Source organism: Phaeobacter italicus, assembly GCF_019801785.1.
GTDB lineage: Bacteria > Pseudomonadota > Alphaproteobacteria > Rhodobacterales > Rhodobacteraceae > Phaeobacter > Phaeobacter italicus.
Genome location: NZ_JAHVIJ010000012.1, coordinates 1 through 14,456, shown reverse-complemented (window position 1 = coordinate 14,456; position 14,456 = coordinate 1). Strand labels below are relative to the sequence as shown.

The following is a 14,456-nucleotide window of genomic DNA, read 5'->3' as shown; positions in this document are numbered from 1 at the left end:
GAAAGGCGCAAGTTTGCCCATCTGCTCATCGGTCAGCCAGAAAAGATCACTCATGTCACCACTCCTTTTCGGAGCCGTGAATCATGTAGCGAGACTGAAATCAATGCATCCTGACCCTAACCAGTCAGCTGTTAACTCAGTCGAGGTCGCATTGCGGCTGGCATAGTTGTGGCGCGCCTGATTGATGCGTTCTGTCAATGCATTTTCTGCGTCCTTCAGTTGATCAAAATCCGGGAATAGTGCGTTGCGACCGTGCATAAACAAATCCTCTCATTGTTCGGTGTGAAGCTATTCGCACCGAATTTCCGGATCGACCCGAAACATGCGGTTTCACGCCGCTATGTTTCCAAGGTTGCTATCCCGATCTAGATCAATGACAGCTTTCCGCATATCTCTTGAAAATGTGCGAAGCGCAGCATTGATCACTATGGGCTCCAAGCCGCCTCGCGGCGCTGCAACAGCAAGGTCGCAGCGAATTGGCACCAGATCCAAGCGGCCAGATGACGCCAGCCAGCCCATTCACGACATTCGAACCAGGGGCAGCGGGCACTTTGCCGCAAAGGCAAAAGATCTCGCAGGAGTTCCCGGAAGCGGACATTCCAGGCTCCGCGATCTGCCATGCGGATGCTGCGCCTCGCTCAACCGTCAGCGAAGCGCAGGAAGTGACCTTTGCAAAGTCGCGAGATCTGACAGCTAAGTGGCGATCCTACGCTGCATCAGCACTGGAAAGAGCTGACCTTCGCTGCCAGTGCAGCCACCGATCATCATCGAAAGGACGGAATGCGGACAAACCCGCCTTTTGCTCACGCGGCTATTGCTGGTGCAGCATCTGACTGCATCTGCGTACGATTGGGCTCTTTGTTACCAACGTTCACCAGCCCAATCATTGGTGGGACGGATGGCTTGAGCGAATGGAAGCCGCACTCATCGGAAGACCATCAAGATGCTAAGGCAATGCGATTTTGGTCTGCAGTGAACCAATTTTGGATAAAACTAGCGTCGGCCTAGGTCCAACGTGTTAAATAAACCGGAAGCTGTTGATGCGTAACGGCGCATGAACTTGGCTTGCGGGAAAACGAAATCTCCTAAGGTGCGTTACGCGCAGCCCTTCAACTGATGGAAATCAGACGTTTGACAGAATCCAATCCCTAACGATGCTTGCGTTTGGTGTGAGCGGGGTCTCTTTTGACCAGACTAGGTAGAAGCCTTTCCCGGTCGTCCACGCCCAATCGGATCGGGCGGCAAGGAGCTGCTTTTGCACCAGCGGTGCGACGAGATGATGCCAGCCAAAGGCAAAGCCTTCGCCCGCCATGGTGGCTTGCAAGACAAGCGCATAGTCGTTCAGGCGCAAACCGCTTTTCGGCGGCTGTTCTGGTATCCCGAACGCGCGAAACCACTGCGCCCAGGACGGGCGTTCCCGGATCGGTTCCTCCAGATGGATCAACCGTTGGTGCAGCAGCCCCGTGATGTTGCGCAGATGCACCGCCGACGCCATGACGCGGGGTGCTGCGACGGGGTAAATGATCTCGTCTGCAAGGCCCGCAGAGTGGCACCCCGGCCAGTTCCCATCGCCCAATCTGATCGCAAGGCTAATGGGCTCGGCGGTCAGGTCCGGCTCGCGGTCGCTTGACTGCAGGCGCAGGTCAATTTCGGGGTATTTTTCCTGAAATGTCCCCAGCCTTGGCAGAATCCAATAATTGTTGAACGCAGATGACGCGCTTAGCGTGACGTGATCATTGCTGACGGATTGCCGAATGGCCGTGGCGGAGTGTTCCAGCAGATCAAAGGCCCGGCTGACATCTGCAAAAAGCCGTTCACCCGCATGTGTCAGGCTTATGCGGCGATGCTGACGCAGGAACAGGGCAACGCCAAGCGTGTTCTCCAACTGCTTGATAGACGCGCTCACCGAAGGTTGCTGAACGTTCAACTCCTGTGCCGCGAGCGTAAAGGATTGCCGCCGCGCAGCCGCTTCGAAAACGGCAAGGTGGCGGGGAGAGGCGAGGTATGACCAGAGATTTCGCATAATCTGAAACTATCCAAACCATTGGATTTTTCAACCGTCACAGCGCCTACGCGATGGTTTAGTCTGCAGCTTACTCATTTCATGGAGGGGACGAGCCATGGCACGACGGGCACGCGCATCGCGCAACAGGGACACCACACATGCGGGCGTACCTGCATCTCCACATATCGGTAGAACTCTTCCGTTCTTCGAGGTTCTGGACGAGGCCCAAATCGAAAAGCTGGAGGGCCAGGTTGATTGGATCATTCAGGATGTAGGTATAGCTTTTCGGGATGACCCCGAAGCGCTAGAGCTCTGGCGGCGCGAAGGTGCAAACATCGACGGCGATATTGTGCGCGCGCCCGCTGATTGGATCCGGTCGCTCTGCGCCAAAGCTCCGTCTGTGTTCACGCAACATGCCCGCAACCCCGACCGCTCCGTCACCATCGGCGGCACAAACCAGGTCTTTGCCCCGATCTATGGCGCACCTTTTGTGCGCGATCTCGAAGGGGGTCGGCGCTATGGCGATATGGATGCTTTTCGCGATCTGGTACGCCTGACCTATCTTCACCCGAACTTGCATCACGGTGGGTTTGTCACCTGCGAGCCCTGCGACGTGCCGGTGAGCAAACGGCATCTCGACATGCTCTATGCGCATATGACCCTGTCAGACAAACCGCATCTGGGAGCCATCACCGAGATGAGCCGCGCCCAAGATAGTGTCGACATGGCCGAGATTGTCTTTGGCGAGGAGGTGATGGAGCAGAACTGCGTGATCATGGGTAACGTGAACACCAACTCGCCGCTCCTGGTCGACAAGGTGGTTACAGAAGCCGCCCGCGTCTATTCTACCCGCGGTCAGGGGTTGGTCGTGGTGCCGTTCATCCTGTCGGGCGCGATGGGGCCTGTGTCGACCGCCGCATCGGTGGCCCAGGCGATGGCCGAAGCGATGATGGTCTGCGCCTATGTGCAGCTTCTGCGCCCCGGCGCGCCCTTTGTGCTAGGCAACTTCCTGTCTTCCATGTCGCTCAAATCCGGTGCGCCCACCTTCGGGATGCCGGAGCCTGTCATTTCCAACTATGCGATCGGGCAACTGGCCCGGCGTGCTGGGCTGCCTTTGCGCTGTGGTGGCTCGCTGACCGCCTCCAAGATTGAGGATGCGCAGGCCGCCTATGAAAGCGCGGATTCGATGCATTCGACCATGCTGGCGGGCGCCAATTTCGTACTACATGCGGCTGGTTGGCTCGAGGGCGGGCTGTGCACCGGCTTTGAAAAGCTGATCATGGATGCCGACCGGCTGGGCAGCTATCAGAAGGTACTGTCCCAAGGTTTGGATGTCTCTGACGATGCCCTCGCCCGCGACGCCTATGGCGAAGTGGTGCCGGGCGGGCATTTCCTGGGCTGCGCGCACACGATGCGCAACTACCAGACCGCCTTCTACGAACCAAAGCTCAGCGACAGCGAAAACGTCGAAAGCTGGGAAGACGCGGGGTCGCAAGACATGCGCGCTCGCGCCAACGCACGCGTGAAACAGATGTTGGCCGAGTATCAGGCGCCGCCCATCGAAGACATCACCCGCGAAGCGTTGGAAGAGTTTGTGGCCAAGCGCAAAGAGGAGCTGCCCGATGCCTGGTATTAAGATCACAGGGTTGCGTGCGACGCCAATCAACATTCCGCTGGAAAAGCCCATGTGGTGGACGGGCGGACACTATCCCGGCACCTCCAAGACCATCATCGAGGTCGAAACGGATCAAGGCCTTGTTGGCCTCGGCGAAGCGCCGTCTATCGACGTGCTGGACAGCATCCGCACCATGGGCGAGCGCTTGATCGGTGCGGATCCTCTCGATGTCGCAGGATGTGAAGCACTCTGCGTTCCGCCCTGGCAGATCGTGCAGAACACTGAAGACAGTTCGGTGGTCAAAGCCTTTGGGGCCATTGAGATCGCCCTATGGGACCTGCGCGGCAAGGTCGCAAATGAACCTCTGTACCGCTTGCTGGGTGGTGCGGTGCGTAAAGACATCCCATTCACCGAATACTTCGGATATCGCGAGGGTGGCGAGATGAGCCCCGAAGCGGTCGCCGAATACTGCATCCGAATGCGTGAAGAACATGGCAGTACCATGTTCGAAGGCAAGCTGATCCTGGGCGATCCCGAGCTTGAGATAGACACGGTCAAGGCCCTACGCGATGGGCTTGGGCGCGAGGCGATGATCCGTCTGGACAGCAACATGCAATGGAGCCTGCCCACAGCCATGCGCGTCTTCCGCGAGATCGAGCCCTATAACATCCGCAACTACGAAGACCCGGTCGCAACCTTTGAAGAAATGGCCGAGCTGCGTCGCCACTTCACCATTCCGATCTCGTCCCACGTGCCGGATATCCGCCGCGCTGTGGCGCTTGGGGCACCCGACTATATCGTGACGAACTTTGCCGTTCTGGGCGGGATTGCGCGCGCGGTGCGTTTCATTGGCGCTTGCGAGGCGATGGGAGTCGGCTTCTGGTGCTATTCTGGGGATGCAGGGATTGCCACGGCAGGGTATCTGCACATGTCTGCAGCGATGCCGTGGATCTCCGAACCCTCTCAGTCATTGTTCCGCTGGCAGATTGGCGACGTGATCGAAGGCGGCCCATTCCGCCAGAAAAACAATGTCGTTTCCGTGCCCGAAGGCCCCGGCCTTGGCGTAACGCTGGATCGCGATGCGCTGGCCCATTGGCACAGCCATCTCGTCGAGAACGGACCTCTCGACCATTTCCATGACCCTGCAATGCCGGGGCGGTTCCGCCGCTTGCCGCTCAACTAAGGAGAAATCCAATGCCCGAGATTCAAAAAGACGAAACCGCCATCGGAAAATCGCTTCCCTCGCACGCCAAGGTCGTTGTGATTGGCGGTGGGGTTGTTGGTTGCTCTATCCTGTTTCACCTGGCCAAATTCGGCTGGAAAGACGTGGTCTTGCTGGAACGGGACGAGCTGACCTCCGGTTCAAGCTGGCACGCGGCAGGGCAGATCCACACGATCAGCAGCGATCCCAATATCAGCCGTTTGCAAAGCTATACCATCGATCTCTACAAAGAAATCGAGGAAACCTCCGGCCACTCCGTAGGGCTGCATATTACTGGCGGGTTCTATGCGGCTTCGACCAAGGAATGGTACGATTACCTGAAGCGGGAACGTTCCAAGGCGCGCTATATGGGGCTGAACCAGGAATTCATCTCGCCCAAGGAACTGGCCGAGCGACACCCGCTGATTGATCCCAAGCATTATCACGCAGCACTATGGGACGATCAGGACGGGGACCTTGACCCCTCCGGCGCCACCTACGCCTTCGCCAAATCCGCCCGCGTGCACGGCGCGCAATACTTCACCCATTGCGGCGTGACCGCCATGTCGCAGCGCCCCGATGGGTCCTGGGATCTGACCACGCCTAAAGGGCAGATCAACGCCGAACATGTGGTGAACTGCGGAGGTCTCTGGGCGCGCGAGGTGGGCCATATGTCCGGCATCCACCTGCCAGTGCAGCCGATGGAGCACCACTACTTGATCACCGAGAAAATCCCAATGATCGCGGAGCGTATGGAGAGCATGGGCGAAGCGGGCCGTTTGCCTGCAGGCATCGACTATGAGGCCAATATCTATTTCCGTCAGGAACGGCAGGGTATGCTGCTGGGCACCTATGAGCCCAAATCGACCCCGTGGAAGGTCGAGGGTACGCCTTGGGACTTTGGTCACGAGCTGTTGCAACCGGATTTGGATCGGATCGCAGATCGTCTCGAAATGTCATTCGAACGCATCCCCGCCATCGGCGAGGCCGGCATCAAGGACATGATCAACGGCCCCTTCACCTTTGGTCCCGATGGCAACCCGATGATCGGTCCGGTGCCGGGGATGAAGAACTACTGGGTCGCAGTGGGCGTCATGGCCGGGTTCTGTCAGGGCGGCGGCGTGGGCCTGACCATGGCCGAGTGGATGATCGACGGAGAGCCCTCGATTGACGTCTGGGCCATGGATGTGGCGCGCTTTGGCGAATTTGCCACCCCAGATTGGGGCACGGTGAAATCCGCCGAGAACTACGAACGCCGGTTTGTTATGACCTTCCCGAACGAAACCCTGCCCAAGGGTCGCTTGCAAAAAACCACCGCGCTCTATGACCGGCTGGTTGCCAAAGGCGCAGTGATGGATCAGGGCTTTGGCCTTGAGAATGCGCTTTGGTTCGCCGATGGTCCCGAGGATGCCCATGAGGAACCCACCTTTGAACGCAACCGATCCTTTGACTATGTCAAACGCGAGGTTGAGGCGGTGCAGCAGGCCGTGGGTGGAATCGAGATCGCCAACTTCGCCAAACACGAATTCAAAGGCGCGGGCGCGCGGGATTATCTGAACAAGACCCTGGCGGGCTATGTGCCCAAACCGGGCCGTCTGACCCTCACGCCGATGCTGACCGAAAAGGGGCGCCTCTACGGCGACCTGACTGTGGCGTGCCTCGCTGAGGATCACTTCATGCTGTTTGGCTCTGGGGCCATGCAGGAGGCGCACCGGCGGTGGTTCGAAAAGGATCTGCCCGCCGATGTCAGCTATGCCAATGTGTCTGATGACTGGCACGGCATCGCCCTATCAGGGCCGAAATCGCGCGAATTGCTGGCGCACATCACCCGCGATGATGTGAGCGCAGAAGCCTTCAAGTTCCGCGACTTGCGGCAAACCTTCGTGGGCGGCGTGCCGGTGATCCTCAACCGGATCAGTTTCTCCGGTGAGCTGGGGTACGAGATCTACTGCAAACCGCAATACCTGCTGCGTTTGGCCGAGGCGATCGAGGCGGCAGGCGCCGATCTCGGCTATCGCTGGTATGGGGCGCGCGCGCTGATGTCGATGCGGCTGGAAAAGGGCTGGGGCGTCTGGACGCTGGAATTCCGCCCCGATTTCGACGCGGTCGAAAGCGGCATGGATGCCTTCATCAACTGGAAGAAGGACTTCGTGGGCAAGGCAGCCACGCAAGCCATCCGTGATGCAGGCCCCAAGCAGAAGCTTGTGACCATGACCATTGATGTGGACGGGATTGACGTCAGCAATGACGAGGCGATCCTGAAGGATGGCAGAGCGGTCGGCTATGTCTCTTCGGGCGGTTATGGCCACCGCGCCGCGCAGTCGATGGCCATGGGCTATGTCGCAGCCGAACACGCAGCGCCCGGAACGACGTTGCAGGTCGAAATCCTAGGCGAAATGTATGAGGCTGAGGTGCTCGGCGGGCCGATCTATGATCCGAACGGCGCAAACATGCGGTGCTGATCTATGGGATACCCAGAGATCAACATCTGCGCCGCACCTACAGGCACCGAAGAGGTCCATCGCTTTGTCTTCGTGCTTTGCCCCGGATTCTCTTCGCTGGATCTGGGGGCTGGTCTCGACTCTCTCGAAGCGGCTAACGATGTGTTGTCGAAAACGGTGTTTGAATGGGAGATCGCCAGCGAAGCCGGTGATCAGGTTCGGGCGTCATCGGGTTTAACCGTTGCCGTTGAGCGAACGCTGCCGCCAACGCGCAAAGGAGACTGCGTGGTGGTCTTCGGGCCTACAACCACAACAGAGCCGCCCTCAAAACGATTGATCGCTTGGCTTCGCGAGGCCAAGCGGTTCGGCGCGGCGCTTTGCGGCGTGGGCGGCGGCGCAATTATCTTGGCGCAGGCAAAACTAACTTCAGGTCATCCGGTGAGTGCGCATTGGAGCATTCAGAGTGCCGTGGCGGAAGCCTTTCTTGATCTGGATGTCCGGTGCTCTGTGTTTGAGCAGGGTGGCAATGCCACGACATCGGCAGGAGGTGCGGCGACATTGGATTTGTTTCTCGCGATGATCGCACAAAGGCTTGGAACGCAGACTGCGGCCCGGGTTGCCGACCAACTTTTGTGCAGCACGGTAAGATCTGGCACCGACCGCCAGACAAGAAGCGATCTGTGCCGCTTGGGGACACGGCACGAACGCCTCGGAAAGGCGATCCTTCACATGGAGGAGAAGTTTGGGTCCGATCTGTCCCCCTCGCAGGTTGCGGCAATCGTCGGACTGTCAACCAGACAATTGGAACGGCTGTTCCTGCGCTATGTGGGCTCAAGCCCCAAGGTCTACATCACGACTTTGCGGCTCGAACGCGCGCGGCACCTGCTGCAGCAAACAAATCTGCGCGTCATTGATGTCGCGATGGCTTGCGGGTTCACATCGGCCAGCCACTTTTCAAAACTTTACCGCAAACACTGGGGCATATCCCCAAATGTTGAGCGGGGCGCACCGTAGGCCTGAGGCGCTTCGGAGTCTGACTTACCACGCTCGTTTGAGGCAACGCCCGGGTTTTGTCGTCGTTACGAACGCTCTGTCAGCTTCAACAAAATGGCAGCGGAAAAGTGTTCTATCAGGGTCCAACGCCCGACCTGCGCCTGCAATTTCAATGTTGCAGACCATCATTGAAGTAGGTCGCGCCACAGGTTCTCTTGTGAAAAGTAAATTGGGACTGCGGTCGTCACTGCAAAGCGTAGGAATGACTGACTTGTCAGACGGCTCGCAACGCTATCAACTGAGCAGACGCAGCGATTTTCGTGCTGCGTGCGCGCGCAGCACGAAAATCGAATTTACAGAATGGGCTCCAAGCCGCCTTGCGGCGACGCAGCGCCGGGCTGTCCGCCGTGACAGCGTTCTTGGCTACCCGTGATCGGCTCGAGCCAGCCCTAAGCCGTCTTTCGTTGGGCATGCGGCGAACGACGACTAAGAGCCCAGAGTGACCGATGCTGCGCAGTGTACAAGCGGGCGCGAAGCGTAGGAAGCTGACGTTGCCGCATGCAAATTCACTTCATTAAAAATTCTACGTTGAAAAGAAAACAATTCCCTTGCTGTCCTCATCGGTTTACTTGACTTGATAAATACAGCGAACGACGGCACGTGCGGCAAGTTTCAGCGGAGCCTGCTTTGGCCAAAATACCCCGGTGTCCATGTTCGGGATGGTGTCGCTTAGGCGTTTGCGGACAATCCTCTGCCCTTCCAACGACCATGACCTGTAGACCATATCTGACAGGATAGTTACTCCCATCCCCCTGGCGACCATACTGCGCAGCGCTTCCATCGACTGACTCCGAAACAAGAGCTTGGGAATAAAACCAAATTGTGACCAGACCTGTTGCATCGTGGCTTCATGCTCATCCATCGTCAGCAGGATGTAGTTCTCTCCGGTCAGATCGGCAAAGGCGATATCTTCCCGCATCACCAACGGATGGTTCGCCGCCAACCAAAGGTTGCGGGGCGATGACAAGACTGGGCGCTGTTCGTAGCGTTCCGGATTCGGCAGGTTTGACGTCAGCGCTATTCCCAAGTCGAATTGCCCTTGGAACAACCCCTCTTCGATTTCGGGGCGGCTCGCTTCGATCACTTCCAGCTGAATATTGGGATGCCGGGCCATGATGCGCTCCCAGACGGCGGGAAGATAATAGCCTGAAATCGTGTCGGTGACGGCAAGGCGGACTATACCCGAGACGCTAGATGCCTCTTGGTGGTTTGCACCGACTGCCTCGTGCAGCGCCGCCAGGATCGAATGGGAATGGCGCAAGAAAGCCTCTCCTTGTGCTGTCAACTCCATTCCGTGCGATCTGCGCCGAAACAGCTTGTATCCCAGCAACTCCTCCAAACGCCGGATAGCTATGGTGACCGAAGATTGCGTCACATTCGCCATCGCCGCTGCGCGCGAGATTTGTCCGGTCTCGGCAGTTGCGATGAAGAATTCAAGCTGTCGAACGGTTGGGAGCATAAATGAAATCAATATCAGCATTAAAATATAAAAACTAGCTATTCCCGCCGCGGCGTCGCAGAACCGTGGCGGGAGGAACCGCCATGTCAATTTCTGAAACCCAGGATATTCCCGGATTCTGCTGCCTGTGCCGTTCGCGCTGCGGCGCGACGTTCGAGGTCCGAGATGGCCAGCTTCTAGCAGCGAAACCGGCGCCGGAGCACCCTACTGGCAAGGCGCTGTGCCTGAAAGGTAAGGCGGCTCCTGAGATCTGGGGCGACCTCGATCGCGTCCTTTATCCGATGCGGCGCACCAATCCCAAGTCGAGCGCCGATCCTGGCTGGGAACGGGTAAGCTGGAAGCGGCGCTGACCGATATTGCCGGGCGGCTGAATAAGATCAGGACCAACCACGGTGCTGAAGCAGTCGGATTTGGTGTGACAACGCCCAGTGGCACGCCGATGAGCGATTCCATTGATTGGGTTGAACGCTTTAGCCGGCTTTTCGGCAGCCCTAACACAGTCTACGGCACGGAAATCTGCAACTGGCACAAGGACCACGCGCATCGTTTCACGTATGGTTCTGGAATTCTTTTTCCCGACTATGGGAACGCCGATGCGATCCTCCTGTGGGGGTTCAATCCTAGCGCGGTCTGGCTTGATCAGGCCACCCAGATCGCCGAGGCGCGGGCCCGCGGCGCGAAAATCATTTCGGTGGATCCCCGCCGGGCAGGTTACGCACAGGGTGCAGACCACTGGATGCGGGTGCTTCCGGGGCAGGATGGCCCTCTGGCACTGGGCTTAGCTAATCTGTTGATCGAACGCGGCGCCTACGACGCGGACTTTCTGAGACGCTGGAGCAATGCCAGTTTCTTGGTAAGAGAGGATACCGGCGAGTTCTTGCGCGAGTCCGATCTAAACAGAGATGCCGGAGCCGGCCGCTATGTCGCCGCGAACGCTCAAGGTGAACCCGTGTTCTACGACGCCAACACCAAGATGTTTGGCGAGGGCTCGGAAAGCCTGGACCTTTGCGCCTCGATTCAAATGGATACCCATTTCGGTCGTATCTCCTGCCGCACTGCTTTCATGTATTTTGCCGAGAGTTGCGCCGAATGGCCGGTGAGCCGCGTCAGTGACGTCACATCCATTCCGGAAAGCGAGATACGCAAAGCCGCGGACACGCTGATGAGCGCGGATCGGATTGCCTATTACTGCTGGTCCGGCGTGGGCCAGCACCGGGATGCAACCCAGACTGACCGGGCAATCGCTCTGCTCATGGCGCTCAAAGGCGGTTATGACGCGCCGGGCGGCAATGTCGGCTTCAGCAAGCATCCGATGAACGCGCCAACAGGGTTTCATCAGTTTCCGGACGGGCAAATCGAAAAGGCGCTTGGTTACGAGACGCGCCCTCTCGGTCCGCCGTCGCAGGGCTGGGTGTTGGCGCGGGACCTGTACAGGGCAATCCTCGAAGAACAGCCCTATAAAGTGCATGCGCTGATCGGGTTCGGAGCCAATATGGCCGTATCTCATGGTAATAAGGACTTGGGTGTTGATGCTCTGAAAGCGCTGGATTTTCACGTCCAGATTGACAGCGTTGAAACGCCAACAGCGCGTTTCGCTGACTACTTGTTACCTGCCAACACGCCATGGGAGCGTGAGGCGCTGCGCAACGGGTTCGAGGTCAGCCAGGAAGCTGAGAGTCTGGTTCAGCTCCGTCCGGTTGCAGTAGCCCCGACAGGGGAATCGCGGTCAGATACCGAGATTGTGTTCGATCTGGCAGTTCGGCTTGGCATGGGGGACGCATTCTTCGATGGCGATATCGACGCGGCGCGGGAGTGGCAACTGCAACCCACTGGTTTGACGCTTGCCGATTTGCGTGCCCATCCGGAAGGTATCCGCCGCCCTTTGACTTACCGAGAAAGAAAATATGCGGAAAAGACTGATGCAGGTGTACGCGGCTTCGCTACCCCAACCGGGCTGGTTGAGATCTATTCCGAACGCCTACTTAATCACTGGTACGACGCGGTACCCGTATTCGAGTATCCTGCGGCCACCGATGACAGCTATCCGCTCCGTTTGACGACCGCAAAAAGCGGTTATTTTTGCCATTCTCAGCACCGCAACATTGCCTCGTTGCGCAAAAGGATGTCTGCTCCACAAGTGCGCATTCATCCGGACACAGCAGAAGCGCAGGGGCTGGAAGATGGGGATTGGGCCGAGTTGGCCTCAGCCCATGGCAAGGCGCGCATGCAGATCGTGCTGGATACCGATTTGCATCCCGAGGTGCTGATTGGCAGCTATGGTTGGTGGCAGGCCAGTCCGGCCCTGAACCAGCCAGGGTTTGACCCGTTTTCCGACGTGGGATCAAACTATAACCGCTTGATCTCGGCGGAAGAGTGCGATTCGATTAGTGGCTCGGTCCCGCATCGTTCGACCCGATGCGCAATTAGGCCTCTGCCGGGACAAATGCATGTGAGACCCGCGTGGTCGGGGTTCCGAACCGCTGTCGTTCAGGAAGTTGAACGGGTGGCCGAAGGCTGCACGCGCGTAGCTTTTACCGTGGACGGTTTCGAACTGTTGCCAGACTTTCTGCCCGGTCAGCATATTACCCTGAAAGCCAAAGTGCCGGGGCAGGACAGCCCAGTCATCCGCTGTTATTCGCTGATCGGCAGCGGCGTCGATCCTGAACGGAAAACCTACCAGATCACCGTTCGGGTCGTGCCCGCCCCTCCAGGTGCCGACGATCTGCCCGATGGAGTGATGTCGGGATACATCAACCATGTACTCGAACCCGGATCTCTGGTGGAGTTGAAAGCGCCGTCGGGTCGTTTCACCTTGCCGGTCGAAAGCAATTGTCCCGTGGTGATGGTGGCCGGTGGGATTGGTATCACGCCGTTCCTCAGCTATCTGGAAACGGCGGCGGCGATGGGTGCAAAGCATCCGATCCGGCTCGTCTATGCCAATCGCAACAGCGCAGGCCATGCTTATCGCGCCCGCATCGCTGGCTTTAAGGACAGGTTGCCGGGATTCGAAGCCATCAATATTTACAACGATCCGCTACCGTCGGATGCCGTGGGTGGAACACATGATCGATCCGGCTTTGCCACTGCCCAAGACATTCTTCAAGGCTGGGACGGCACGGTTCCTATGGTTTATCAGTGCGGCCCGCCACCTATGATGGCCGCCTTGGAGGCGGCGCTGGCAGACGCCGGGCATCCACCGGAAAGGCTCCACAAGGAGGCATTCGTTTCACCTGTTGCCGACAAACCCCTGCCAAACGGGCCATTCCAAGTGACATTCGCCAAAAGTGGCAAGAGCGTCGAATGGACAAAATCGGCAGGTAGCTTGCTGGATCTCGCCGAGAGCCATGGGCTTGCCCTGGCAAGCGGCTGCCGGGCAGGGCAATGCGAAAGCTGTCGGATCCGGGTGATCGAAGGCCAGACGATACACCGAACAGAGTTGGCCTTCGATGACGAAGCACATTGCCTGGCCTGCCAGGCCGTTCCGAAAACCGATGTCGTTGTCGACGGATGAACTGCAAGGAAGTTGAGATGAAACTGTACTCAGCAAATGAAACCCGAGACCTGTTGCCCTTCGTGAAGCTTATCGAAGCTCTACGGGTGGCATTCCGCGAAGGCGCGGAAATTCCGTTGCGGAGCCACCATTCGGTAGAGCTGCCGGAGCAGCCTGACGGAACCATCCTTTTGATGCCTGCATGGCAGGCCGAGGGACTAGGTGGCGTCAAGATAGTCAATGTCAATCCGGGCAATGCATCAAGTGGCCTGCCAGCGCTGTCTTCAGCCTATTTACTTTTCGATACGGCGACGGGCCAACATCTCGCCATGCTCGATGGTGGCGACATCACCAACCGTAGAACCGCAGCTGCGGCTGCGCTCGCGGCTGACTATCTTGCACGACGAGATGCCAGCAGCCTTCTTATTGTTGGGGCTGGGCGGGTCGCAGCCAATCTGACCGATGCGTTTTCCGCAGTCCGCCCGATCACGCGTGTTTCGGTCTGGGACATCAACGGCGAGAACGCGGCCCGGCTGGCCGCAGACCTCTCGGTCCGAGGCTATGAGGCGCGTGCCGTAAGCGACCTTCGCAATGCGGTTCCCGAGCATGACATCATCTCCTGTGCCACCCTGGCTAAAGAGCCACTTATACTCGGCGTCTGGTTGCGGCCCGGACAACACCTCGACCTGATCGGCAGCTTCACCCCACAGATGCGGGAAACCGACGATAATGCCATGGCGCGCGCGCAAGTGTTCATCGATACATCCGACGCTCTTCATGAAAGCGGCGATTTGATTGAGCCACTTAAAACAGGTGCGCTGTCCGAGGATGCCATCAAAGGCACCCTCTACGGTCTTTGTGGAGGCAGAAATTCTGCAGGAATTGACCGGGCCGAAATCACGCTTTTTAAGGCCACAGGCACTGCTCTGGAAGATCTGGCAGCGGCCAAATTAGTCTGGGAAGAGAGTAATAATGCTTGATCGGCACTTCGAAAGTGATGTGGCTGGCCACTTGGCAGCATTGGCGCTCAAATTCGTTGAAGAGCCCAAATTCTCGAATTCTGCGCGCCCCTCTAGGGTCAGGATGCATTGATTTCAGTCTCGCTACATGATTCACGGCTCCGAAAAGGAGTGGTGACATGAGTGATCTTTTCTGGCTGACCGATGAGCAGATGGGCAAACTTGCGCCTTTC

At 58.1% G+C, this 14,456-nt stretch carries 9 protein-coding genes; 7 read left to right on the top strand and 2 right to left on the bottom strand.

All coding sequences use genetic code 11. The features are described from left to right. Window positions 1-1,123 precede the first annotated feature (1,123 nt). Window positions 1,124-2,023, bottom strand: a complete 900-nt coding sequence (locus KUV39_RS18565; protein ID WP_222460635.1) for a LysR substrate-binding domain-containing protein — start codon at window positions 2,021-2,023, stop codon at window positions 1,124-1,126. A gap of 97 nt (window positions 2,024-2,120) precedes the next feature. On the opposite strand from KUV39_RS18565, the gene KUV39_RS18560 reads away from it, so the two are divergent. The 4 genes from KUV39_RS18560 to KUV39_RS18545 are packed head-to-tail and all read left to right on the top strand — an operon-like array spanning window position 2,121 to window position 8,276. Further along, window positions 2,121-3,641 (top strand): trimethylamine methyltransferase family protein, encoded by a 1,521-nt coding sequence (locus KUV39_RS18560; protein ID WP_222460634.1) that lies wholly within the window; start codon window positions 2,121-2,123, stop codon window positions 3,639-3,641. Further along, window positions 3,628-4,803 (top strand): mandelate racemase/muconate lactonizing enzyme family protein, encoded by a 1,176-nt coding sequence (locus KUV39_RS18555; RefSeq protein WP_222460633.1) that lies wholly within the window; start codon window positions 3,628-3,630, stop codon window positions 4,801-4,803. The genes KUV39_RS18560 and KUV39_RS18555 overlap by 14 nt, the downstream gene beginning before the upstream one ends. Window positions 4,804-4,814: 11 nt before the next feature. Then, the gene (locus KUV39_RS18550) at window positions 4,815-7,283 is read left to right on the top strand and encodes a GcvT family protein (RefSeq protein ID WP_222460632.1); all 2,469 of its coding nucleotides are present in this window, start codon (window positions 4,815-4,817) and stop codon (window positions 7,281-7,283) included. 3 nt (window positions 7,284-7,286) lie between these two features. Beyond that, the gene (locus KUV39_RS18545) at window positions 7,287-8,276 is read left to right on the top strand and encodes a GlxA family transcriptional regulator (RefSeq protein ID WP_222460631.1); all 990 of its coding nucleotides are present in this window, start codon (window positions 7,287-7,289) and stop codon (window positions 8,274-8,276) included. 604 nt (window positions 8,277-8,880) lie between these two features. Here the strand turns inward: KUV39_RS18545 and KUV39_RS18540 are convergent. Then, window positions 8,881-9,795 (bottom strand): LysR family transcriptional regulator, encoded by a 915-nt coding sequence (locus tag KUV39_RS18540; RefSeq protein ID WP_244998468.1) that lies wholly within the window; start codon window positions 9,793-9,795, stop codon window positions 8,881-8,883. A 62-nt stretch (window positions 9,796-9,857) separates the two neighbouring features. Between KUV39_RS18540 and KUV39_RS18535 the strand changes: the two genes are divergently transcribed. Genes KUV39_RS18535 through lhpI form a run of 3 tightly spaced genes read left to right on the top strand, consistent with a single transcriptional unit; the run spans window position 9,858 to window position 14,244 of the window. After that, window positions 9,858-10,124, top strand: coding sequence for a hypothetical protein (locus tag KUV39_RS18535; protein ID WP_222460630.1), 267 nt, complete (start codon window positions 9,858-9,860; stop codon window positions 10,122-10,124). Continuing rightward, the gene (locus KUV39_RS18530) at window positions 10,025-13,285 is read left to right on the top strand and encodes a molybdopterin-dependent oxidoreductase (RefSeq protein ID WP_336512838.1); all 3,261 of its coding nucleotides are present in this window, start codon (window positions 10,025-10,027) and stop codon (window positions 13,283-13,285) included. The genes KUV39_RS18535 and KUV39_RS18530 overlap by 100 nt, the downstream gene beginning before the upstream one ends. Window positions 13,286-13,302: 17 nt before the next feature. After that, on the top strand, window positions 13,303-14,244 hold the full coding sequence (gene lhpI, locus KUV39_RS18525; protein WP_222460628.1) for a bifunctional Delta(1)-pyrroline-2-carboxylate/Delta(1)-piperideine-2-carboxylate reductase: 942 nt from the start codon (window positions 13,303-13,305) through the stop codon (window positions 14,242-14,244). Window positions 14,245-14,456: the final 212 nt, after the last annotated feature.

Coding starts and splice junctions, on each gene's coding strand:
- KUV39_RS18565 (WP_222460635.1), bottom strand. CDS start 2,023: ATGCGAAATCTCTGGTCATACCTCGCCTCTCCCCGCCACCTTGCCGTT.
- KUV39_RS18560 (WP_222460634.1), top strand. CDS start 2,121: ATGGCACGACGGGCACGCGCATCGCGCAACAGGGACACCACACATGCG.
- KUV39_RS18555 (WP_222460633.1), top strand. CDS start 3,628: ATGCCTGGTATTAAGATCACAGGGTTGCGTGCGACGCCAATCAACATT.
- KUV39_RS18550 (WP_222460632.1), top strand. CDS start 4,815: ATGCCCGAGATTCAAAAAGACGAAACCGCCATCGGAAAATCGCTTCCC.
- KUV39_RS18545 (WP_222460631.1), top strand. CDS start 7,287: ATGGGATACCCAGAGATCAACATCTGCGCCGCACCTACAGGCACCGAA.
- KUV39_RS18540 (WP_244998468.1), bottom strand. CDS start 9,795: ATGCTGATATTGATTTCATTTATGCTCCCAACCGTTCGACAGCTTGAA.
- KUV39_RS18535 (WP_222460630.1), top strand. CDS start 9,858: ATGTCAATTTCTGAAACCCAGGATATTCCCGGATTCTGCTGCCTGTGC.
- lhpI (WP_222460628.1), top strand. CDS start 13,303: ATGAAACTGTACTCAGCAAATGAAACCCGAGACCTGTTGCCCTTCGTG.